The following is a 20,638-nucleotide window of genomic DNA, read 5'->3' on the forward strand; positions in this document are numbered from 1 at the left end:
CTCCGGTGGCCGCGCGCCCGCCGGAGCGGGCGGACGGCGGTCCGGTCGCGGTTCCGGCGGTTCCGGCGTCGACCGCGCCCGCGGGCTCGGTCGTGCCCGTGCGCGCGGCGGTCTGCGGTGTCTCGGACGCTGCCACGGTCTCGGTGTTCTCCCCGGCGGTCTCGGTGCCCGGCGCTCTGCTACCCACGCCCCTACCGTACGTCGCTCAGCGGCCCGTGCCGCCGGAGCCGTCCGGCAGCGCGGTCACCCCGGCGGGCGGCAGGCCCGCCGTGGTGCTCATGACCTCGCACCACGCGGCCACGTGCCCGGCCATGTCGATGCCCGAACCGGAGCCCGACGGGGACTCGGACGGGGACCAGGACGCGCGCAGCTCCAGCTCGGTCGCGGACGGTTCGTCGCTCTTGTCGCCGAAGCTCTCCGACACGGCGCGGGTGATCGTCCCGGAGACCGCGGTGTACCCGGCGGGCTCGAGCGCCTCGAGCAGCCAGCTCCACGCGACCGAGCCGATCAGCTCGTCGGCGGCGAACTCCGGCTCCAGGTCGGCGCGGATGTAGGCGACGACCCGGAAGCCGCCCTCCCAGCCGTCCCGGCCCGCCGGGTCGTAGAGGACGATCAGCCGCCCGGAGGCGACCTCGGTGTCGTCGTCGCGGTAGACGCTCCCGGACAGCGCGGCCGCGTACGGGGCCAGGCGCTGCGGGGCGGGCATGTCCTCGAGATCGAGTTCGGGACGCGGCGACGGGCCGTCCAGCACGGCCCGCAGCGCGTCGCGGGCGCGCTGGAACGGGGGCGGCACGAGGTCGCCGGACGCGTCGTCGCCGCCGGTCACGGGCACACCGGGAGGACCGCCGGTCGCACTGAGCGGCGGGGAGAGCGGGGTTGGGGGCACAGCACAGGTCTCGTCTTCAGAGGCGTCGGGGTCAGGCGACGGCCCGCGCGGACGCGGGTTCCGTGCGGCCCGGCTCGCCGGACGCGGGGTCGGAGGGGGCGGAAGGTGCGGGGGTGGAGAGGGAGAGGGCCGAGGGGCCTGCGACAGGGACAGGGCCGGGGACGGGCGCCCGGGACGGAGGGGCCGGGTCACTCTGGGTGACGAGAGGCCGGTCACCGGGTGTGACGATCCAGGGGTCGCCCAGCGTGGCGTCCGGTCCGGCGAGCACGGCCGCGCCGCATTCGACGCAGGCCCGCTCCGGACAGTCGGCTCCGTGCCCGTCGAGGCATGGCGTCCGCTCGAACCGGCGCTCGTCACCGCAGGTGGAGCAGTACACGGGGGACCTCCTCGGCTATGACGCGAATCACGTTCGCACGTGGCGGGGACATAATGCGGGACTTCGCTCGGCGTGTCCGGAACTTCATCCCGTCCTGGAACGTTCCGTGTCCGCTCGAGGACGCAGCGCTCCCCGCGGTGCTTTCCGCCGGGAGGCGTGTCCGGGCGCGGCGCCCGGCCCGGACACGACGCTCCGGATCGTCCGGTGCGGGAGTCAGTGTGCACCGTCCCGGGCGATGCTCCGGCTCGCCGGCGCGACCCGGACGCGGACCCGGACGCGGACCGGGACGTGGACCGGGACGCGGACCGGGACGGTGACCCTGCGTACGGGTGCGCGGGGATCCGTGGGACCATCGGCGGGTGGCTGAAGACGCTGTCCAACCGAACGCTGATGCGCGGCCCGCCTCCGGGCTCGCGGAGAGTCCCTTCCTGCTGGCCTGCCGCCGGGAGCCGGTGCCGCACACGCCCGTGTGGTTCATGCGGCAGGCGGGACGGTCGCTGCCCGAGTACCTGCGCGTCCGCGAGGGCGTCCCGATGCTCGAGGCGTGCACGCGGCAGGACATGATCGTCGAGATCACGATGCAGCCCGTGCGCCGGTACGCGATCGACGCGGCGATCTTCTTCAGCGACATCATGGTGCCGCTCAAGGCGATCGGCGTCGACCTGGACATCAAGCCGGGCATCGGCCCGGTCATCGCCGACCCGATCCGCGACGCCTCGGGCATCGACGCCATCCGCGAGCTGACCCCGGACGACGTGCCCTACGTCACCGAGTCCGTCCGCGCCCTGCTGGGCGAGCTGGGGAGCACGCCGCTCATCGGGTTCGCGGGCGCGCCGTTCACCCTCGCGTCCTACCTGATCGAGGGCGGGCCGTCGCGGAACCACGACCACACCAAGGCCATGATGTACGGCGCGCCCGAGCTGTGGAACCGGCTCATGGAGCGGCTCACCGACATGACCATCGCCTATCTGAAGGTGCAGGTCGCGGCCGGTGTGAGCGCGATCCAGCTGTTCGACTCCTGGGTCGGCGCGGTCGCGCCCGAGGACTACCGCGACTCCGTCCTGCCGCACACGAGCCGGATCTTCCGCGAGATCGAGTCGCTCGGCGTGCCGCGCATCCACTTCGGCGTCGGCACCGGCGAGCTGCTGGGCCTGATGGGCGAGGCCGGCGCGGACGTCGTGGGCGTCGACTGGCGCGTCCCGCTGGACGAGGCCGCCCGGCGCGTCCCGCCGGGCAAGGCCCTCCAGGGCAACCTCGACCCGGCGATGCTGTTCGCGCCGTGGGAGACGATCGAGCGGCGCGCGAAGGACGTCATCGACCGCGGCCGGACGGCCGAGGGGCACGTCTTCAACCTCGGGCACGGCGTCACTCCGACGATCGACCCGGACGTCCTGGCGCGGCTCGCCGAGTTCGTCCACGAGTACTCCGCCCGGTAGGGCGCACCTACTCCGCCCGGTAGGGCTCATAGTCGTCTGACCTGCGCCGACCGGTGACGTCGTCACCGGTCGGCGTCGGCGTGCCCGGACGCGGCGATCGCCGGTGTCACGCGATGCGAGGGCGGTGCCGTTCGTGCGAGGCATCTCATATGGCGAGATGGCGACCCGTTGACCGGTTCCCGGGGGGTATCTGGGAAGGTGGAGGCATGAGCGCCGAACCCACCCCGCATGTGGCGGTCGTCGGTGGCGGCGTCGCGGGACTGGTGGCCGCGCTGCGGCTCGCCGGCGGCGGCGTCAGGGTCACCCTCCTGGAAGGCTCGCCGAAGATCGGCGGCAAGCTCCAGGTCTCCGAGATCGCCGGGCTGCCGGTCGATGAGGGCGCCGAGGCGATCCTCGCCCGCCGTCCCGAGGCGGTCGACCTCGTCCGCGAGCTCGGCCACGGCGGCGACCTCGTCCACCCCGGCACCACCACGGCGTCGATCCTCAGCCACGGCGCGCTGCGCCCGCTGCCGTCCGGGCAGGTCATGGGCGTCCCGTCCGACCTGCGCGCGCTCGCCGCCTCGCAGGTGCTGTCGCCCGCCGGCCTCGCCCGCGTGCCCCTCGACCTCGTCCTGCCGGAGACGCCGCGCGGGGACGACGTGTCGGTCGCCGACTTCATCGGCGCGCGGATGGGCCGCGAGGTCGTGGACCGCCTCGTCGAGCCGCTGCTCGGCGGCGTCTACGCCGGACGCGCCGACCGCCTGTCGTTCGAGTCCACGCTGCCCGCCGTCGCCGCCGCCGCGCGCGGCCACCGCTCGCTGATCAACGCGGTGAAGGGCGTCCGCGCGCACGCGCCCGCCGACCCCGGCCCGGTCTTCGCGACCCTGACCCGCGGCCTCGGCCGGTTCCCGCACCTCATCGCGGACGCCGTGACCGCGGCGGGCGGCGAGATCCGCACCTCCGCGACCGTCCGCGAACTGCGCCGCACGCCGGACGGCTGGCGCCTCACGATCGGCCCGACCCGCGACCCCGAGGCCCTGGACGTCGACGCCGTCGTCGTCGCCTGCCCGGCCCCGCCCGCCGCGCGCCTGCTCGCGGGCGAGGTCCCGGCCGCCGCCCGCGAACTGGAGAGGATCGAGACGGCGTCGATGGCGCTGATCACGCTCGCCTACCCGGCCTCGGCGTTCCGGCGCGCCCCGCACGGCAGCGGCTACCTCGTCCCGTCCGTCGAGGACCGGCAGGTCAAGGCCGTGACGTTCAGCTCGGTCAAGTGGCCGCACCTGCGCGACGCCGACCCGGGGATCATCGTGGCCCGGGCGTCGATCGGCCGCGTCGGCGAGGAGCACACGCTCCAGCGCTCCGACGAGGAGCTGAAGGCCGCCGCGATGACCGAGCTGTCGGTGACCTGCGGCGTCGCCGAACTGCCCGTGGAGGCGCGGGTGACCCGATGGGGCGGGGCGCTGCCGCAGTACGACGTGGGCCACGCCGACCGGATCGCACGGGTCCGGTCCGCGGTGGCCGCGCATCCGGGGCTCGCCGTCGCCGGCGCCGCCTACGACGGGGTCGGCGTGCCCGCGGTGATCGCGAACGCCCGGTCCGCCGCCGGACGCATACTGGAGTATCTGGAGAGTCGGGGAGACGAGAATGACGGACAAGCCCGCGAAGCCGAAGGCACGCGACCTTAACCAGGTGATCCGGTACACCATGTGGTCGGTGTTCCGGGTGTCCCGGCCGGGCGCGGTGACCGAGCAGGACGCCGCCGAGGTGCAGGACCTGCTCGACCAGGCCGCCGAGAAGGACGTGGTCACCCGCGGCCTGTACGACGTCGCCGGCCTGCGCGCCGACGCCGACTACATGTTCTGGTGGCACGCGCCGTCCTCGGACGACCTGCAGGAGGTCTACTCCCGGTTCCGGCGCACCGCGCTCGGCCGGGCGAGCGAGCCGGTCTGGTCGCAGATGGCGCTGCACCGGCCCGCCGAGTTCAACAAGAGCCACATCCCGGCGTTCCTCGCCGAGGAGGAGGCGCGCGCGTACGTGTGCGTGTACCCGTTCGTCCGGTCCTACGAGTGGTACCTGCTGCCGGACGAGGAGCGCCGCGCCATGCTCGCCGAGCACGGCAAGATGGCGCGCGGCTACCCGGACGTCCGCGCCAACACGGTGTCGTCGTTCGCGCTGGGCGACTACGAGTGGATGCTCGCGTTCGAGGCGGACGAGCTGCACCGCATCGTCGACCTCATGCGCCACCTGCGCGGAGCCGAGGCGCGCCGTCACACCCGCGAGGAGGTCCCGTTCTACACAGGCCGCCGCAAGCCGGTCACGGAGCTCATCGCCTCCCTGCCGTAACCACGGAGAACGCCTCCGGCCCGTTTTCTTTGGGCCGGAGGCGTTTCTGTGTTCAGGGCCTACTCGGCAGGTTCGAGCGTGAGGCTGATCGAATTGATGCAGTAACGGTCGTCGGTCGGGGTGTTGTACCCCTCGCCGTGGAAGACGTGCCCGAGGTGCGAGTCGCAGGTCGCGCACCGGACCTCGACCCGGGTCATGCCGAGCGAACGGTCCTCGATCAGCGTGACGGCGTCGCTCTCGGACGGCTCGAAGAACGACGGCCAGCCGCAGTGCGAGTCGAACTTGGCCTCGGACCGGAACAGTTCCGTCCCGCAGGCGCGGCAGCGGTAGACACCGACGGTCTTGGTGTCGGTGTACTCGCCGGTGAAGGGGGCCTCGGTGCCCGCCTCGCGCAGTACGCGGAACTCCTCCGGCTTGAGGACGGCCCGCCACTCGTCCTCAGACCTGCTGATCTTCTCCATACCGTCGACGGTACCTCGCGGCTCCGCTGTTCTGTCGGTGGCCCCGGCTAGGGTGCGGCCTGGTAGGAGTCCATGATCGGGAGGGTGTCTTCGCGATGGCCACGTACGTGCTGATTCCAGGGGGCGGGGCCGACCCGTGGTACTGGCATCTGCTGGTGGACGAGCTGCGTGATCGCGGCCACGACGTGGTCGCCGTCGACCTGCCGTCCGACGATGATTCCGCGGGCCTGGCCGAGTACGCCGACGCGGCGGTCGAGGCCGTCGGCGACCGCGAGAACCTGATCGTCGTGGCGCACTCCCTGGGCGGCTTCACCGGGACGCTGCTCTGCGACCGGGTGAAGGTCGACCTGCTGGTGATGCTCCAGGCCATGGTCCCGAAGCCGGGGGAGAGCCCGGGCGAGTGGTGGGCGGCCACGGGCTACGAGCAGGCCCGCCGCGAGCAGGACGAACGCGACGCCCGCGCACCCGACGACGACAGGACGCTCTTCTACTTCGACACGCCGCCCGAGCTGATCGCCGAGGCGGCGAAGCACCCGCGCGGCCAGTCGGCCACCCCGATGATGAAGCCGTGGCCCCTGGCGACCTGGCCGGACGTCCCCACCCGTTTCCTGCTGGCCCGCGACGACCGCTTCTTCCCGGCCGAGTTCCTGCGCCGCGTCGTCCAGGACCGCCTGGGCATCGTCCCCGACGAGATGCCCGGCGACCACATGCCCATGCTCAGCCACCCGAAGACCCTCGCCGACCGTCTGGAGAAGTACCGACTCGACCTCACCGAACACCCGTGACCCGCCGCCCGCGGCCGTGCTCCCGAACCAACGGCACGACGAGCCCGGCCCGAGGCCGCGTCGCGGGATCGTTGAGGAAGGCGCAGAGCAGCGCACGCTCTCGCCGCCGCGCCGCCGGAAACGGCCACGGCCGCCCGATCAGCGTGATCATGAAGCGCCGCTGCTCCAGCATCGCCGTGACGAGCCCGCCGGGCACCGAGTGCCGCTCCCGATGCCCCCGATACCTGACGACCAGCGCGTCCCTGCCCCCGATGGCCGCGCCGACGGGGAAGTCGTCCGGCTCGCTCGTCGACACGATCATGCCCGCCCGCACCCGAGGATGCTCGAAGAGCGCCGTCATGGCCTCGGCGGCCTCGGCGGCCGCGTCGGTATCGCCCGCTTCGGACGGCACGGCGAAGACGATCACCTGCGGCAGATGGTCGGCGGGGCTGGGCGAGAGCGGGTCGAGCGGCAGACACCCGGCGACGCCGAGGGAGTACTTCGGAGGCGTCATCGCTCGTCCGACCGACCGGAGATGAGCGCGCCGACCCACTTGCCATACGGCTCGGTCGGCCGGACCTCCTGCGCGACGGAGAGCGACTCGACGATGCCGAGCCCCCAGCCGCCGATGAGCTCGTCGCACGCGAGCCCGTCCAGGTCATCGAGGCTTTGAACGGCGAGCCGGGGGACGGGCTCGGCGTCCTGGTCGTCCCACACCTCGACCCAGACACCCTCGCCCGGGACGGACGAGACCCGCACCCTGATCGCCTCCTCCACCGCCGCCCGGACGGCGTTGGAGGCGAGCTCGGTAACGACCGTCCCGGCACTGTCAACGACGTCCTCGCAGTACCCCGCCGCCCGAAGCACGCCCCAAACCCCCTTCCGCCCCACCCCCACAGACACCTCCTCAGCGGGCAACGCCACGTCGAGCAAGTACGTGTGAACTCTCATGGCCGGGGTCATGCGCCCTCCTGACGACCGAGTGTGTGCTTTCGGTCACAGATTGACTCCGCTGGGTGTACCTTGGCCAGCAGAATTCGCAAGTTTCAAGTCGCTTCGTGACTGTGGAGGCCGCATGCCCAACAGCGGGAAGGTCCTCAACCCAGAGGGTGAGCCGTTCGACTGGGCGGCCGTTGAGCTGCGAAATCTGCGTGGCGAGCGAGGCCTGACGATCGCGGACGTCGCCCAGATCATCGGGAAGACGAGTTCTCTCATCTCCAAGGTTGAAAACGGGGTCACCCCGCTTCAGCTGAAGGACGCTGACAAGATCGACAAGGCGTGCGAGACAGGCGGGACGCTCGGCCGGATCATCCGTATCGCAAAGTCACGCCACTCTTCTTCGTGGGCTGAAGAAGTAGACGCGATCATGGCGGAAGCCGCCCAGGCGCACATCTGGTCGCTCGGCTGGGTCCCTGCGCTGCTCCAGACCCCGGAGTACGCTCGCGCGACTTTCAAGGCCGCCGGACGGCTCAACGTGGAGCAGGCGGTGCAGCGGCGGATGGAGATTCAGGGCAACTTTCTGCAGCGCAGCCCGCTGCCGATCGTCAGGGCGATCCTCGACGAGGGGGCCCTGATGGTTCCTGTGGGGACTCCGGAGGTGCAGCTCGGGCAGCTCGATCACCTGATCGCCATGGCTGAGACGATCACCATCCGGGTCGTTGAGCTGTCGGCCGGGCCGCATATCGGTCGGGACGGGTCCTTCGTGGTGTACACGGGGCCGGACGGCCGGGAGCACCTGTTCACAATCACTCTGGGGCCTGGCAGGCTGGTAGCGGATCCTGGTGAGGTGGCCAGCTATCGCATAGCTCTTGACCGGATCAGCGACATCGCTCTCAATGTTGGAGAATCGCTTAATCTGTTCCATCGAATGAGAGAGCGTGTGCATGACCAGGTGGCGTAAGTCCAGCTACAGCAACGACTACGAAGGATCCTGCGTCGAACTGGCTGGTCTCGGGCTTGGCGAAGTCGGCCTTCGAGACAGCAAGGCTCCTGACGCCGGGCATGTCAGTGTCTCCACGGCCGAGCTGGGGCTGTTGTTGGAGCGTGTCCGAAGCGAGACTTGAGTTGTTTCCAGCAACTGGCAACGGTGGGCTGGCCAATGTCCTCCTGGCTGGCAGGCGTGAAGCCGGGACTTGGAGACGAAGGCGATCAAGTGAATGGTGCAGCGCCTGGGAGTAGGCGTTAATCGCGGGCTAGTAATGGATGGCCAGCACGAGATCGTTTGTGCACAGGAGCTGCTCTAGTTGGTTGGACTCCACTGTTGCCAGTGGGTGCATGCGCCTTTCCCTTGCCAGGTGCCGCTGGTGCAGGGTCAGGGGTCGTCTGATTTTGCGAGGCCATGTCTGGAGTCGCGTCGATGTGTCGGTCCTGGTGATCCTCGCATCAACGCCACCGCCGAGATCGGGCTTCAGTTCGGCGGTCGCCTGGTGGCGGAGGGCATCGTCCAAAAGTCCGGCGACCTGCTGGTCATCACTCTCTACCAGGACGATCGCACCCGCCCCGGCGGTGACGACGGGAACCATGTCATCAAATATGGATTCGCCGCGACGTAGGATCGTGACACGGATCCCGGTGAATCCGCTGAATCTATATAGGATGACCCGTCCCCCGGTCGCCTTGAAGGTCATGCGGTTGACCACGCCTATTGCCGAAAGAAGTGCTTGGAGCATGCTTGCTCGTTCCTCTCTGGGGTGATGCCCTGGACGTGGCTCGGCCTCGGCGGAGGGAAGTGACTCTCCAAAATCGGTATGCCACGTCCTGGCGTCATTTGGCAGAATAGGCTCGAGGGAAATTGAAAGCAAGCTGAAGATTTCCTTTGAGCGCGTAAACCCTCGAATGTGGGTGGGCGTCGCTACTCGGTAGCGACCAGGTGAGCACGCTTGGCGACGTCGGGTGCGAGTGGGTGATTGGCCGTACGCCCGGGGAGGCGGGCATGGTGACCTGCGCAGCGTCAGGGTTCCGTGGAGGGCCTTGCGTGGACCCGTCGGCCCGTCACGGCATCGGACGCTGCTTCGCCGCCCTCGCCGAGGGGCCTGCTGGGGCGTCAGTCGGTGTCGTCGGTTCGGGTGCAGCCCATGGCGGTTATGCGGCGGGGGTAGTTCAGGAGGTCCGTCCTGGTGCATTGGTAGACCTTGTGCTGGCCGGGGCGTGTGGTGGTCAGCTCGATTTGGCCGTTCGGGTAGCGTCCGGCTTCGATCATTCCTGAGGTGGGGGTGCCCGGTTTCGCCTTGCAGGTGTTGGCGGTCACCGTTGTGTCGAGGCCGGGTTTGGGTGTCGCCGTTGCGCAGTCGTAGTGCAAGCGCAGGTCGGCCGCGGATGCTCGGGGTGGTGCGGCGAGTGGCGGGGTGATCGTGATGGCGGTGGCCAGGGCGAGAAGCTTCATGGTGGTCCTTGGCGGGGTGGCTGGAGAGCGGCGAGCCCCCGGGGTTGGCCGGGGGCTCGTCTCGGGTGTCAGCGCAGGTCGTCGCGCGCGCAGCCTCGGGCGTCGATGAGGCGCGGGAAGTGCTTGAGGTTCATCTCCTCGCACCGGACGACCTTCGGCTCGTTCTCGCCGAAGTGGCGGACGACCAGCCTGAGCCTTCCGGCGGGGAAGCGTCCCTCCTTCAGGACCTCCTTGACGGGCGCGCCCTTCAGGGCCTCGCACCCGTGGGCGATGATGGACGTCGGCCCGAAGGGGGCCGGGGCCCCCTCCACGCACTGGTACGTCCACGGCCCGGAGGCCGTCTCGGCGTGCGCGGGCGTCGCGAGCAGCGGCCCGGCGGCCAGGCCGGCGGCCAGGGCGAACGTGGCGAGCTTCATGGAAATCCCTCCCACGATGCCTACTAGAGGCAGTTGATCCACTACTTTCCGTGGCGATAGTAGGGGGCCGCCGGTCCCTGGGCCCGGACCGTCCTCAAGGTGGCGAGCCATGGGCGAAAGGCGCGCGGGGGCGGTGGTCGGACGCGGGGACTGTCGGAGGGGTGGGTTAGCGTGCCGGTATGGCTTCGCCTTACATCGAGATCCCCGTCGGGGAGCGGCTCGTCAAGGTCTCCAATCCGGACAAGCCGTACTTTCCGGAGTTCGGGTACAGCAAACGGCAGCTGGTGGAGTACTTCATCGCGGTCGGGGACGGCATCCTGCGCGCGACGCGCGACCGTCCGACCACGCTCGAACGGTGGCCGGGCGGTGTGTTCGAGGGCGCGAAGATGGCCACCCGCGAGGACTACGCGCGCGGCCAGGCCGGGGGCGGCGCGGGCAAGTCCGACGCGTTCTACCAGAAGCGCATCCCGAAGGGCGCGCCCGACTGGGTGCGGACGGCCCGGATCGCGTTCCCGAGCGGACGATCGGCCGACGAGGTGATGCCGACCGAGGTCGCGACGATCGCGTGGGCGGCCAATCTCGGCACGCTGACCTTCCACCCGTGGCCGGTGCGCGGCGACGACGTCGACCACCCCGACGAGCTGCGCATCGACTTCGACCCGCAGCCGGGAACCGACTTCTCCGACGCCGTCCGGGTCGCGCTCGGCCCCGCCCGCGAGCTGCTCGACGAGCTCGGCTACACCGGCTACGTCAAGACGTCCGGCAAGGGCGGTGTGCACGTCTACGTCCGGATCGAGCCGCGCTGGAGCTTCACCGAGGTCCGGCGCGCGGCGCTCGCGTTCGGCCGCGAGGTCGAGCGGCGCGCGCCCGCCGACGTCACCACCAAGTGGTGGAAGGAGGAGCGCGGCGAGCAGGTCTTCATCGACTTCAACCAGAACGCCCGCGACCGTACGATCGCGTCCGCCTACAGCGTCCGCCCGCTCCCGTACGCGCCGGTGTCGGCCCCGCTGACCTGGGACGAGCTGCCCGACGCCGACCCGCACGACTTCACCATCGCGACCATGCCCGCCCGGTTCGCGAAGATCGGCGACCCGCACGCCGACATCGACGACCGGTCGTTCTCGCTGGACCCGCTGCTGGAGATGGCCGACCGCGACGAGCGGGACCACAACCTCGGCGACGCCCCCTACCCGCCGAACTACCCGAAGATGGAGGGCGAGCCCAAGCGCGTCCAGCCCAGCAAGGCCCGCCACGACGACTGAGCTCGCTAGACCCGCCCGGCCGGGGGGATCCGGGCGGCTATGCGGGCCTGGGCGTGGGGGCATTCGGCGAAGCTGAGCGGGCAGGACAGGGCGTGCTCGATGAGGTCCTTGGCCGCCCGGCTCTGCGCGATGCGGCGTTCCAGCTCGGCGACGTGGCGTATCAGCAGGTCACGGTGGTCCATGGGGTTCGGGGTGGACATCAGCGTGCGCATCTCGCGCAGCGTGAGGCCCGCCTCCTTGCCCATGAGGATGAGCGCGACCCGGGCCAGGTCGGACGCGTCGTAGGTCCGCCGGCCCGAGCCGTCGCGGGCGGGTTCGAGCAGGCCCATGGACTCCCAGTAGCGCAGGACGTGCGCCGGCAGCCCGAAGCGTTCCGCGAGCTCCCCGATCGTCAGCGCGGCGGTTGACTTCATGTACGGATTAACCCGCACGCTCGCGGTATGGACAAGCAGAGCTCGAACAAGGAGCTGGCCGTCACCCGCGTGGTGAACTCGTGCGTGCTGCTGGAGCTCGGCGGACGCGCCGTGCTCACCGACCCCTGGTTCACCGAGCGGTGGTGGCTGCGCCGGGGCGAACCGCTCGGGCTGCGGCCGGACGAGCTGCCGCCGCTCACCGCGATCATCGTCACCAACCTGGCCACCAACCACTGGGACCTGCGCGGTCTCCGCGCCCTGCCGCGCAAGGCCGAGACCCCGCTGTACGTGCCGACCGCCGGGATGGTCCGGCGGGCGCGCAGGCTGGGATTCGGCCGCGCGGAGCGCGTGCGCTGGGGGGAGACGCGCGAGATCGCGCCCGGACTGTCGATGGAGGTCGTCCAGGCCGGGCGGACGCTCGTGTGGCCGAACAACGCGTACGTGCTGAACGCGCCGGGCGGGCGCGTGTTCTTCGGCGGCGAGATCGCCGAGGTGTCCCTGCTGGAGCGGTACCGGGCGGGACGGCCGGAGACGGACGTCGCGCTCCTGCCCGTCAACGGCCTGCGGCCGCTGTTCGGGCCGCGCCTGGTCATGAGACCGGGCGACGCGGTGGCCGGGGCGTCCGTCCTCGGGGCGCGGGTGCTGGTGCCCGTCCACGAGGCGCACGGTCACGACCCGCTCTCATGGCTGTTCCGTCCAGACGGGACGGCGGCGGACGCGGTGCGCCTCGCCGCCGGAACGCCGGACGTCGCGGCCCTCCCGCCCGGCGAACGCCGCGACCTCCTCTGATCAGTGGGCTCCGGCGGTGCGGAGGAGGGTGGCCAGTGCGTGGTGGTCTTTGCGGAGGGCGTTCTGGAGGGGGGTGACGCCTTCGGCGTCGGGGAGGTCGAGGTCGGCGCCGGCGGTGATGAGAAGCTGGACAATTTGCTGGTACGCGGTGGAGCCGTCGCCGAGGATGACGGCCTCCAGGAGGGCCGTCCAGCCGAGGTCGTTGACGTGGTCGACGTTGATGCCGGTCTTCAGGACCTCGCGGACGTAGTCGACGTGGCCGCGCTCGCAGGCGGGGATGAGGGCGACGCCGCCGTAGCGGTTGGTCAGGGTCAGGTCGGGCTTGGCGGGGAGCAGGGCGTGCAGCATCGCGACGCTGCCGGTCACGCCGGTGACCAGGAAGGCGCTGGCGCGCTGGTCGTCCTGGGCGTCCGGGTTCGCGCCGGCGGCGACCAGGACCTTGGCGGCCTCGACGTGGTCGGCGGCGGACGCCAGCAGCAGCGGGGTGCGGCGGCGTCCGTCGCGGGTCTCGGTGTCGGCGCCGGAGGTCAGGGCGTCGCGGACGGCGGAAGCGTCGCCCTGGGAGGCGGCCTTCAGCAGGGTCTCGTCAGCAGGCATGGTTCGGGCTTTCTGGGTGCGGGAGGTGGCGAGGGCGCTGGGCGCGAGCGCGCCCAGCGCCCCGCGCCGGGAGATCATCATGCCGGGTGGTAGCCCAGGACCCTGAGCTGGTCCGGGGCCAGGCGGGACACGTTGTGGTCGTGGTCGGTGGACGCGTACTGGTGGATCGTCCAGGACGTCCAGGGCCTGGGCGCGGTGACCTTGCCCGCGTCCTTGCCGTAGTGCGCCACCCAGAGCGGGTAGTCGCCGAGGCCTTCACCGTACCGCTGGGCGAACGACCATGAACTGTAGAAGAACGGGCGGACGCCGGTCTGGTCGGTGACGCGCTTCAGCCACGTCCTCGCCCAGGCGTTGACCTGGTCGGTGGAGCGGCCGTCGGCGGCCTCGAGGTCGAGTACGAGCAGGTCGCCGTCCTTCAGGCCCTGGGCTTGGACGACCCGGACGAAGTGGTCGGCCTCCTGGACCGGGTCGTTGCCCGGGTGCCCGAAGTGGTAGGCGCCGCGCACCTTGCCGTTCTGCTCGAGGGCCTTCCAGGTGGACGCGAAGGAGCCGTCGTCCAGGGTCCTGCCCTCGGTGGCCTTGGCGATGCCGAAGGCGAGGCCGGCGTCGCTCCAGTCGACGCCGCGGTCGAAGGTCGACGTGTCGATGCCGTGCGGCAGTGAGGTCTCCGCCTGCGCGGGGAGGGCCAGGCCGAGTGCGGCCGCGGCCCCCGCCAGCGGCAGGGACAGGAGGGCGTGGATGCGTTTCATGGGTCCACGCTCGCCGCCCGGGAGCGGAACGGGTGCGTGCGATCGGCTGAACCTCGCGTCAACCGAACGGATGATGCCCTTCCGGGAGACCGATTTTTTCCGTTGTGGGCGGGGGATCCGCTGATTCGCAGGTAAGCGGGGCTTGACAGGAGAGTTAACGCTTTCCTAGCATCCGGGCATTGTTTGACAGGCACAGACGAAGACCATCCTGTCGGTGGCTTCGCCGTGCCCTCAAGCGCTGTCGTACCCCCCGACGGGCTGTACCCCGAAGGCAGGTCGTATGGCGCACCACCCCCTTGTTCGCGGCGTCAAAGACGTCGCAGCGCTCATCGACGGACATGGCAAGATCACCGGACGCGCCAAACTGGTGTGGATCCTGGTGTTCGGCGGCCTCTTCCTGGACGCCTACTCCAACGCCGCGCTGAGCGCGGGCCTGGCCCCGATGACCAAGCAGATGCACCTGAGCACCGACCAGGTGTCGATCCTGACGGCCACCGCCCCCGCGCTCGCCATCGTGTTCAACCCGGTCGGCGGCTGGCTGGCCAGCCGGATCGGCCGCGTCCCCCCGCTGTTGATCGCCAAGCTGTTCGCGCTCGGCGGGGCCCTGCTCGCCGCGTTCGCGGGCGACTTCACCACGGTCTGGATGGGCCGCGTCCTGGTGGGCGTCGCCTACGGCATCGACTTCGCGGTCGCGATGGCGCTGCTGGCCGAGTACACCCCGGCCAAGCTCGGCGGACGGCTCAACCTCTGGCAGGGCGTCTGGTACATCGCGACCACCGGCAACCTCGCCCTGACCCTGCTGTTCTTCAACCTCGACGCGGGCGCGGACATCTGGCGCTGGTCGGTCGGGTCCGCGGGCGTGTTCGCCCTCGTGCTCTTCCTGGGCCAGTTGAAGTTCCTGATCGAGAGCCCGTCCTGGCTGGCCAGCCGGGGACGGCTCGCCGACGCCGCCCGCAACCTCGGACGGCTCTACGGGATCAAGGCCGAGGCCGGTGAGCCCGAGAGCGGGGCGGACGCCGGGGGCGCTCCTCCGGCGGTCGGGTTCAAGCAGGCGGGCGTGCTGTTCCGCGGCAAGTACCTGCCCCGGACGATCCTGTCGTCGGTCATCTCGCTCGACCAGGCCATGCAGTACTTCGCGGTCGGCTGGTACCTGCCGGTGATCAGCCTGGCGATCTTCGGGCAGAGCTTCGAGAAGGCCACCGTCGGCTCGATGATCTTCAACGCGTTCGGCATCGCGGGCGGCCTGCTGTCGGCCTACGTCGGACGCCGGATCGGCCTGCGGCTGAGCTCGGCGGCCGGGTTCGCGATCGTCCTGGTCGTGCTCGTCGTCATGGGCCTGACCTTCGGGCACGTCCCGACCTGGTTCGCGTTCATCCTGCCGGTGCTGTTCATCTTCGCGCACTCGGCCGGACCCGGCGCGAACGGCAAGTCGATCGCCGCGCTGTCCTACCGCAGCGAGGTGCGCACGCTCGGCACCGGCGTGACCGGCATGATCGGCAGCTTCGGCAGCGTCGTGGGCCTCTACCTGTTCCCGCAGATCAAGGACAACCTCGGGCTCGGGCACACCTTCCTGGTCCTCGCCGTGGTGCCGCTCACCGGGCTCATCACCTGCCTGCTGATCAAGTGGGACCCGACCCGGGCCGGCGCCCGGGACGAGGAGGACCTCCCCGGCGCGGCCGTTCCCGCCCCCGCCGCGGGCTGATCCGGCCGTGCCCGCGCGGGCGCAGCCCGTCCGGCCCGCGCCGGACCGTCCGCGCGGGCACGCCGGTCCCCGTTCCCGGCCGTATCCGCGGGCCTAGGTGGGTATCTCGCGGTTCGTGAGCGTGTCCCACCCGTACAGCCCTGTCACGTAAGTCCCCGCCGGCCTGTCCGGGCCGGCGGGCCCACCCCACGAAGGAGGGGTCCGCACGATGACGCCGAGCATCACCCCCGTCCGGAACCGCGCGCCGCGGCGCCCGGGCGTGCTGGCCGTCGACGAGGGCACCACCGGGACCCGGGCGGGCGTCGTCCTGCAGGACGGCTCGGTGGCGCGCGTCGCCTACCGGCCGATCGGCGTGGACCACCCCGACCACGACTCGGTCGAGCAGGACGCCGCCGAGATCTGGACCGCGACCCTGGAGGTGTGCCGGGAGGCCCTGGCCGCCGCCCGCGCCGACGGCGTCGAGGTCACGGCCGTCGCGCTGTCCACCCAGCGCGCGACCGCCGTCCTCTGGGACCGGGAGACGGGCCGCCCGCTCGCCCCGGCCGTCGTCTGGCAGGACCGCCGCTACGCCGGGGACCTGCTCGCCCTGGAGGCCGACTGGGACGCCGACCTGCTCGACCGGACGGGCCGTCCCGTGGGCAGCCGGTCGCCGTTCCTCTGGGCGGCGCGGCAGATCGCCGGGAACCCGCGCGCCCGCGAGGCCGCCGCGGACGGCCGCCTGCTGTTCGGCACCGTCGACACCTGGCTCGCCTGGAACCTCACCGGCGGGAGGGCGTACGCCACGACGCCCACCAACGCCTGCTCCACCGGCGGCTACCTGCTGCGCGAGCACGCCTGGCACACCGCGTGGATCGAGCGCCTCGGCTTCCCCGTCGAGCTGCTGCCCGAGCTGCGCTCCGACGACGAGGTCCTGGGCGTGACCGACGAGGGCGTCCTCGGCCTGGCCGTGCCGATCGCGGCGTCCATGGGCGACCAGCACGCCGCCCTGATCGCGCTCGGCGGCCTCGCGGCGGGCGACGCCATGTGCATGTACGGCACCGGGACGTTCGCCGACGCCGCGACCGGCACCGACGTCCACCCGCCCGTCCCCGGCGCGGACGGCGTCCTCACCCACGTCGGACGGCGCGAGGGCGACACCACGCACTTCAGCCTCGAGGCGTACTGCTCCACGACCGGCTCGGCGCTCCGCTGGTTCTGCGAGGACCTCGGGTTCTTCCAGACCCCGGCGGAGATCAGCGAGCTGGCCGCGAAGGCGGACTCGTCCGGCGGGGCGTGGTTCGTGCCCGCCCTGGCCGGGGTCCGGACCCCGCGGTGGCGTCCGCGCGCGACGGCCGCGCTGTCCGGGCTGACCCTCGCGACCGGGCGCGCCCAGCTCGCGCGCGCGGTCCTGGAGGGCATCGCGCACTCGGTGTGCGACCTCGTGGACGGCGTGACCGCCACCACCGGGTCGCCGCTGCGGCGCATCCGGGTCGGCGGCGGCGTCGCGGGCAGCGACACGCTCATGCAGATCCAGGCCGACCTCATCGGGCTGCCGCTGGAGCGCGACGCCGACTCGGCGACCGCCAGCCTCCGCGGCACCGCCTACCTGGCCGGGGCCCGCCTGGGCCTCTGGCCGTCCCTGAAGACCATCGTGGAGGCGCAGCCGATCGGCCGCGTCTTCGAACCGGCGCTCGGCCCGGCGGAGCGCGACGGGAGGCGGGCCGAATGGCGGACCGTCCTCGCACCGCGCCTCGCCGGGGCCGCCGGCGAGCACCCGGCCGGCTGACGCGCCTCCCGAACAGCGTCCCCCGGCACCCGTGAACCACCAGGAGTTGATGTCGTGATCACCATGCCCGCCCGCAGGCCGAGCCGGAAGGCGGCGGCCACCCGAGCCCGCCCGCTGGCCCTGGACCGCGCGTCCACGCTGCGTCGGCTGGCCGGCGAACGCTTCGACCTGCTGGTGGTCGGCGGCGGCGTGACCGGCGCGTACACCGCGCTGGACGCCGTGTCGCGCGGGCTGAGGGTCGCGCTCGTGGAGAAGGACGACTTCGCGTCGGGCACCTCGTCCAAGTCGTCCAAGATGGTGCACGGCGGGCTCCGCTACATCGAGCAGGGCAACCTGGGACTCGTCCGGCACTCGCTGCTGGAGCGGCAGCGGTTCCGGAAGAACGCGCCGCACCTGGTGCACCGGCTGCCGTTCCTGTTCCCGCTGCTCAAGCAGGACGGCGTGCTCGACCCGCGGCTGGCCAAGGCGTTCGAGGGCCTGCTGTGGACCTACGACCTGCTCGGCGGCTGGCGGATCGGCAAGCTGCACCAGCGGCTGACGGTGAACGAGGTCCTGGCGCACGCGCCGACCCTGCGTGCCGGGCAGCTCACCGGCGGCCTGCTGTACTACGACAGCCGCGCCGACGACGCCCGGCTGACGCTGACGATCGTCCGGACGGCGGCGGCGCTCGGCGCGGCCGTCCTCAACGGGACGCGGGTCGAGAACGTCACCACGGACGCGGGCGGCCGGGTGACCGGCGCGCGCGTCGCCCCGGACGGCGGGGAGGAGTTCGAGATCCGCGCCTCGGCCGTCGTGAACGCGACGGGCGTGTGGTCCGACACGCTCGACGCGATGGCCCAGTCCGGCCACTCGCCGCAGGTCAGGCCCGCCAAGGGCGTCCACATCGTGGTGCCGTGGAGCAAGCTGCGCATCGACTGCACCGTGACCGTCCCGATCCCCGGGCGGGCCCGCCGCGCGACCTGCACCCGCTGGGGCGACGCGGTCGTCCTCGGGACGACCGACGAGGACTACCGGGGGTCGCTGGAGGACGTCCTGTGCACCAAGGAGGAGATGGACTTCCTCCTGGAGGGCGCGAACACCGCGTTCGACGTGCACCTGACCCCGGACGACGTCCTCGGCAGCATCGCCGGGCTGCGCCCGCTGGTCGGCGGCAAGGAGGGCGCGACGCTCGACATGAGCCGCGACCACCGGATCACCGTCGGCGCGGGCGGCATGGTCACCGTGACCGGTGGCAAGCTCACCACCAGCCGCCACATGGGCGAGCTGGTCGTGGACAAGGTCATGGAGGTGCTCGGCCGCAAGGGCCGCAGCCGCACCGTGAACCTGCCGCTGCTCGGCGGCGCGGGCTACGACGCCGAGGCGGTCGCCGCGTCCGGCGGGATCGCCGCGCACCTGGGCGAGCGGTTCGGCACCGAGGCGCGGTTCGTCCACGACCTGATCGCCGAGGACCCCTCGCTCGCCGAGCCGGTGATCCCCGGGATGCCCTACACGAAGGCCGAGGTCGTGTACGCGGCCCGCTGCGAGCTGGCCCGGTCGGTGGACGACGTGCTGTCCCGCCGCACCCGCGCCCGCCTGTTCGGCCGGGACGCGTCCGCCGAGGCCGCCCAGGTCGTCGGCGAGCTGCTCGGCGCCGAGCTCGGCCTCACCCCCCAGCAGATCGACGCGCAGGTCGCGGAGTACCGCGCCGCCGTCGCCCACGAGAAGTCCGTCCTGCTCGAAGGAGTCTCCGCATGATCAGCCGTCAGACGATCACCCATCCGTTCAACCGGGGCGACTACGTCGTGGGCGCGCCGTCCCCGTCCCGCTGGGCGAAGAACACCGCGATCGGCGACGGCCCGGCGGCGCTCCAGGGCGAGGTCGTGACCGTCCCCGAGGACGTCGTGGAGGCGCTGCGCGGGGTGGCGAAGGCCGTGCACACCTCCCGGGACGAGGTCGTGGCCCGCACCCGCGACTGGTGGGCCGGGTCCATGATCGGCGAGACCGAGGGCCGTCCCGCCACCCCGGACGCCGTGGTCGTGGAGGCCGCCGACGCCGACCAGGTCGCGGCCGTCCTGCGGATCTGCCACGAGAACGGCGTCCCGGTCACGCCGTCCGCCGGGCGCAGCAACGTCACCGGCGCGGCCCTGCCGGTGTTCGGCGGCGTCGTCCTGGACCTGTGCGCGCTCGACCAGATCACCTCCTTCGACGAGGAGTCGCTGATCGTCGACGTCCAGGCGGGCATGTTCGGCGACCTGTTCGAGAAGCGGCTCCAGGAGGAGTTCGGGGCGACGACCGGGCACTGGCCGTCGGCGTTCGCGATCTCCACGGTCGGCGGCTGGATCGCCTGCCGGGGCGCCGGGCAGCTGTCCACCCGCTACGGCAAGATCGAGGACATGGTCCTCGGCGTGGACGTCGTGCACGCCGACGGCACCCGCGCCACCTACGGCGACTACCCGCGCGCCGCCGTCGGCCCGGACCTGCGGCAGCTGTTCGTCGGGTCCGAGGGCACGCTCGGCGTGATCGTCTCGGCGCGGCTGCGCGTCCACCCGCTCCCCGAGTACGCCAACGCGCTGGCCTTCGGGTTCGCGACCTTCGCGGAGGGCCTGGACGCCTGCCGCAAGATCCTCCAGCGCGGCGCGACCCCGGCCGTCCTGCGCCTCTACGACACGCTGGAGAGCGGCGTCCACTTCGGTCACCCGGACACCAACCTGCTGCTCATCGCGGACGAGGGCGACCCGGAGCTGATCGACGCCGGGCTGCGGGTCAGCGACGCCGTCTGCCGCGAGACCGGCGGCACCGAGCTCGACGGCAAGGCCGTGTTCGAGCGCTGGCTGGACGAGCGGATGCTGGTCGGCAAGTCCGCCGACGGCTTCAAGCCCGGTCCGGGCTTCGTCGCCGACACCCTGGAGATGGCCGCGACCTGGACGGCCCTCCCGGCCGTGTACGACGACGTCGTCGCCGCGATCCAGGGCGTCCCGGGCACCCTCGCCGCGTCCGCGCACCAGTCCCACGCCTACACCGACGGCGCCTGCGTCTACTTCTCGCTGCGCGGCGACGTCGACCCGGACGAGCGCCGCGACTGGTACCGCGCCGTCTGGGACGCCGCCAACGGCGTCCTGATCCGGCACGGCAGCGCGATCAGCCACCACCACGGCTGCGGCCTCCTGCGCGGCCCCTACATGGAGGACGCCCTGGGAGCGGGTTTCGCGACGTTCAAGGCCGTCAAGGAGGCCCTGGACCCCGCCGGGATCCTCAACCCTGGCAAGCTGGGACTTCCCAGCCGTTTCGGCACGTCACCGCTGCACTGATGTGCTGACCGATACCCGCCACGGGGGCAGA

24 protein-coding genes are annotated in these 20,638 nt (G+C 71.8%); 12 read left to right on the top strand and 12 right to left on the bottom strand.

The genetic code is table 11. The features are described 5' to 3' along the window. The 3 genes from EBO15_RS34525 to EBO15_RS34535 form a co-directional block, all read right to left on the bottom strand. Positions 1-187 (bottom strand): hypothetical protein (locus EBO15_RS34525; RefSeq protein ID WP_199744982.1); only part of this gene is annotated, 187 nt, incomplete at its 3' end. 18 nt (positions 188-205) lie between these two features. Next, on the bottom strand, positions 206-826 hold the full coding sequence (locus tag EBO15_RS34530; protein ID WP_233616630.1) for a DUF3000 domain-containing protein: 621 nt from the start codon (positions 824-826) through the stop codon (positions 206-208). 91 nt (positions 827-917) lie between these two features. Then, on the bottom strand, positions 918-1,262 hold the full coding sequence (locus EBO15_RS34535) for a hypothetical protein (protein WP_122198677.1): 345 nt from the start codon (positions 1,260-1,262) through the stop codon (positions 918-920). 428 nt (positions 1,263-1,690) lie between these two features. Here EBO15_RS34535 and hemE point away from each other — a divergent pair, with 428 nt between their 5' ends. The 3 genes from hemE (at position 1,691) to hemQ (ending at position 5,020) form a co-directional block, all read left to right on the top strand. Continuing rightward, positions 1,691-2,698 (top strand): uroporphyrinogen decarboxylase, encoded by a 1,008-nt coding sequence (hemE, locus tag EBO15_RS34540; RefSeq protein ID WP_378238273.1) that lies wholly within the window; start codon positions 1,691-1,693, stop codon positions 2,696-2,698. A gap of 206 nt (positions 2,699-2,904) precedes the next feature. Next, the gene (gene hemG / locus EBO15_RS34545; protein WP_122198679.1) at positions 2,905-4,362 is read left to right on the top strand and encodes a protoporphyrinogen oxidase; all 1,458 of its coding nucleotides are present in this window, start codon (positions 2,905-2,907) and stop codon (positions 4,360-4,362) included. Next, entirely contained in the window at positions 4,322-5,020 is a 699-nt protein-coding gene (hemQ, locus tag EBO15_RS34550; RefSeq protein WP_122198680.1) for a hydrogen peroxide-dependent heme synthase, read from the top strand. Before hemG ends, hemQ begins: the two co-directional genes overlap by 41 nt. 59 nt (positions 5,021-5,079) lie before the next feature. Here the strand turns inward: hemQ and msrB are convergent, their stop codons facing one another. Then, positions 5,080-5,481 (bottom strand): peptide-methionine (R)-S-oxide reductase MsrB, encoded by a 402-nt coding sequence (gene msrB, locus EBO15_RS34555; protein ID WP_122198681.1) that lies wholly within the window; start codon positions 5,479-5,481, stop codon positions 5,080-5,082. Between the two features lie 95 nt (positions 5,482-5,576). Here msrB and EBO15_RS34560 point away from each other — a divergent pair, with 95 nt between their 5' ends. Then, positions 5,577-6,266: an alpha/beta hydrolase gene (locus tag EBO15_RS34560; RefSeq protein WP_122198682.1), complete on the top strand. Its 690-nt coding sequence runs from the start codon at positions 5,577-5,579 to the stop codon at positions 6,264-6,266. On the opposite strand, the gene EBO15_RS34565 is transcribed toward EBO15_RS34560, so the two are convergent. Together EBO15_RS34565 and EBO15_RS34570 are read right to left on the bottom strand one after the other, a co-directional pair. After that, the gene (locus EBO15_RS34565) at positions 6,250-6,759 is read right to left on the bottom strand and encodes a hypothetical protein (protein WP_122198683.1); all 510 of its coding nucleotides are present in this window, start codon (positions 6,757-6,759) and stop codon (positions 6,250-6,252) included. The genes EBO15_RS34560 and EBO15_RS34565 overlap by 17 nt on opposite strands. Beyond that, positions 6,756-7,208, bottom strand: a complete 453-nt coding sequence (locus tag EBO15_RS34570; protein ID WP_122198684.1) for an ATP-binding protein — start codon at positions 7,206-7,208, stop codon at positions 6,756-6,758. Before EBO15_RS34570 ends, EBO15_RS34565 begins: the two co-directional genes overlap by 4 nt. A gap of 112 nt (positions 7,209-7,320) precedes the next feature. On the opposite strand from EBO15_RS34570, the gene EBO15_RS34575 reads away from it, so the two are divergent. Further along, on the top strand, positions 7,321-8,145 hold the full coding sequence (locus tag EBO15_RS34575) for a helix-turn-helix domain-containing protein (RefSeq protein ID WP_158628442.1): 825 nt from the start codon (positions 7,321-7,323) through the stop codon (positions 8,143-8,145). Beyond that, positions 8,129-8,308, top strand: coding sequence for a DUF397 domain-containing protein (locus tag EBO15_RS34580; RefSeq protein WP_122198702.1), 180 nt, complete (start codon positions 8,129-8,131; stop codon positions 8,306-8,308). Before EBO15_RS34575 ends, EBO15_RS34580 begins: the two co-directional genes overlap by 17 nt. A 129-nt stretch (positions 8,309-8,437) precedes the next feature. Here EBO15_RS34580 and EBO15_RS34585 read toward each other — a convergent pair whose 3' ends face one another. The 3 genes from EBO15_RS34585 to EBO15_RS34595 all read right to left on the bottom strand — a co-directional run bounded on the left by EBO15_RS34585 (position 8,438) and on the right by EBO15_RS34595 (position 10,043). Next, the gene (locus EBO15_RS34585; protein WP_122198685.1) at positions 8,438-8,914 is read right to left on the bottom strand and encodes a hypothetical protein; all 477 of its coding nucleotides are present in this window, start codon (positions 8,912-8,914) and stop codon (positions 8,438-8,440) included. Between the two features lie 374 nt (positions 8,915-9,288). Further along, positions 9,289-9,627: a hypothetical protein gene (locus tag EBO15_RS34590; RefSeq protein WP_122198686.1), complete on the bottom strand. Its 339-nt coding sequence runs from the start codon at positions 9,625-9,627 to the stop codon at positions 9,289-9,291. Between the two features lie 68 nt (positions 9,628-9,695). Continuing rightward, positions 9,696-10,043 (bottom strand): hypothetical protein, encoded by a 348-nt coding sequence (locus EBO15_RS34595; RefSeq protein ID WP_122198687.1) that lies wholly within the window; start codon positions 10,041-10,043, stop codon positions 9,696-9,698. 179 nt (positions 10,044-10,222) lie between these two features. Here EBO15_RS34595 and EBO15_RS34600 point away from each other — a divergent pair, with 179 nt between their 5' ends. After that, on the top strand, positions 10,223-11,305 hold the full coding sequence (locus tag EBO15_RS34600; RefSeq protein WP_122198688.1) for a DNA polymerase domain-containing protein: 1,083 nt from the start codon (positions 10,223-10,225) through the stop codon (positions 11,303-11,305). A gap of 5 nt (positions 11,306-11,310) precedes the next feature. On the opposite strand, the gene EBO15_RS34605 is transcribed toward EBO15_RS34600, so the two are convergent. Beyond that, on the bottom strand, positions 11,311-11,718 hold the full coding sequence (locus tag EBO15_RS34605) for a MerR family transcriptional regulator (protein ID WP_199744983.1): 408 nt from the start codon (positions 11,716-11,718) through the stop codon (positions 11,311-11,313). 27 nt (positions 11,719-11,745) lie between these two features. Here EBO15_RS34605 and EBO15_RS34610 point away from each other — a divergent pair, with 27 nt between their 5' ends. Next, complete coding sequence (locus EBO15_RS34610; RefSeq protein WP_122198689.1) at positions 11,746-12,507, top strand: MBL fold metallo-hydrolase; 762 nt, start codon at positions 11,746-11,748, stop codon at positions 12,505-12,507. Here EBO15_RS34610 and EBO15_RS34615 read toward each other — a convergent pair whose 3' ends face one another. Next, on the bottom strand, positions 12,508-13,104 hold the full coding sequence (locus EBO15_RS34615) for an ankyrin repeat domain-containing protein (protein WP_122198704.1): 597 nt from the start codon (positions 13,102-13,104) through the stop codon (positions 12,508-12,510). Positions 13,105-13,181: 77 nt separating this feature from the next. After that, positions 13,182-13,853 carry a glycoside hydrolase family 25 protein gene (locus EBO15_RS34620; protein ID WP_122198690.1) on the bottom strand — a complete coding sequence of 224 codons (672 nt, stop codon included), beginning with the start codon at positions 13,851-13,853 and terminating at the stop codon, positions 13,182-13,184. 280 nt (positions 13,854-14,133) lie between these two features. Between EBO15_RS34620 and EBO15_RS34625 the strand changes: the two genes are divergently transcribed. From EBO15_RS34625 to EBO15_RS34640, 4 genes are all read left to right on the top strand, one after another. Beyond that, entirely contained in the window at positions 14,134-15,555 is a 1,422-nt protein-coding gene (locus tag EBO15_RS34625) for an MFS transporter (protein WP_122198691.1), read from the top strand. 208 nt (positions 15,556-15,763) lie between these two features. After that, complete coding sequence (locus EBO15_RS34630) at positions 15,764-17,320, top strand: FGGY family carbohydrate kinase (RefSeq protein ID WP_122198692.1); 1,557 nt, start codon at positions 15,764-15,766, stop codon at positions 17,318-17,320. Between the two features lie 63 nt (positions 17,321-17,383). After that, positions 17,384-19,054, top strand: coding sequence for a glycerol-3-phosphate dehydrogenase/oxidase (locus tag EBO15_RS34635; protein ID WP_199744985.1), 1,671 nt, complete (start codon positions 17,384-17,386; stop codon positions 19,052-19,054). Continuing rightward, the gene (locus tag EBO15_RS34640) at positions 19,051-20,607 is read left to right on the top strand and encodes an FAD-binding oxidoreductase (protein ID WP_122198694.1); all 1,557 of its coding nucleotides are present in this window, start codon (positions 19,051-19,053) and stop codon (positions 20,605-20,607) included. Before EBO15_RS34635 ends, EBO15_RS34640 begins: the two co-directional genes overlap by 4 nt. The last annotated feature ends 31 nt before the right edge of the window (positions 20,608-20,638 follow it).

Origin of the sequence: Actinomadura harenae (assembly GCF_003696215.1) — a bacterium.
In the GTDB taxonomy this organism is placed as follows: Bacteria; Actinomycetota; Actinomycetes; order Streptosporangiales; family Streptosporangiaceae; genus Spirillospora; species Spirillospora harenae.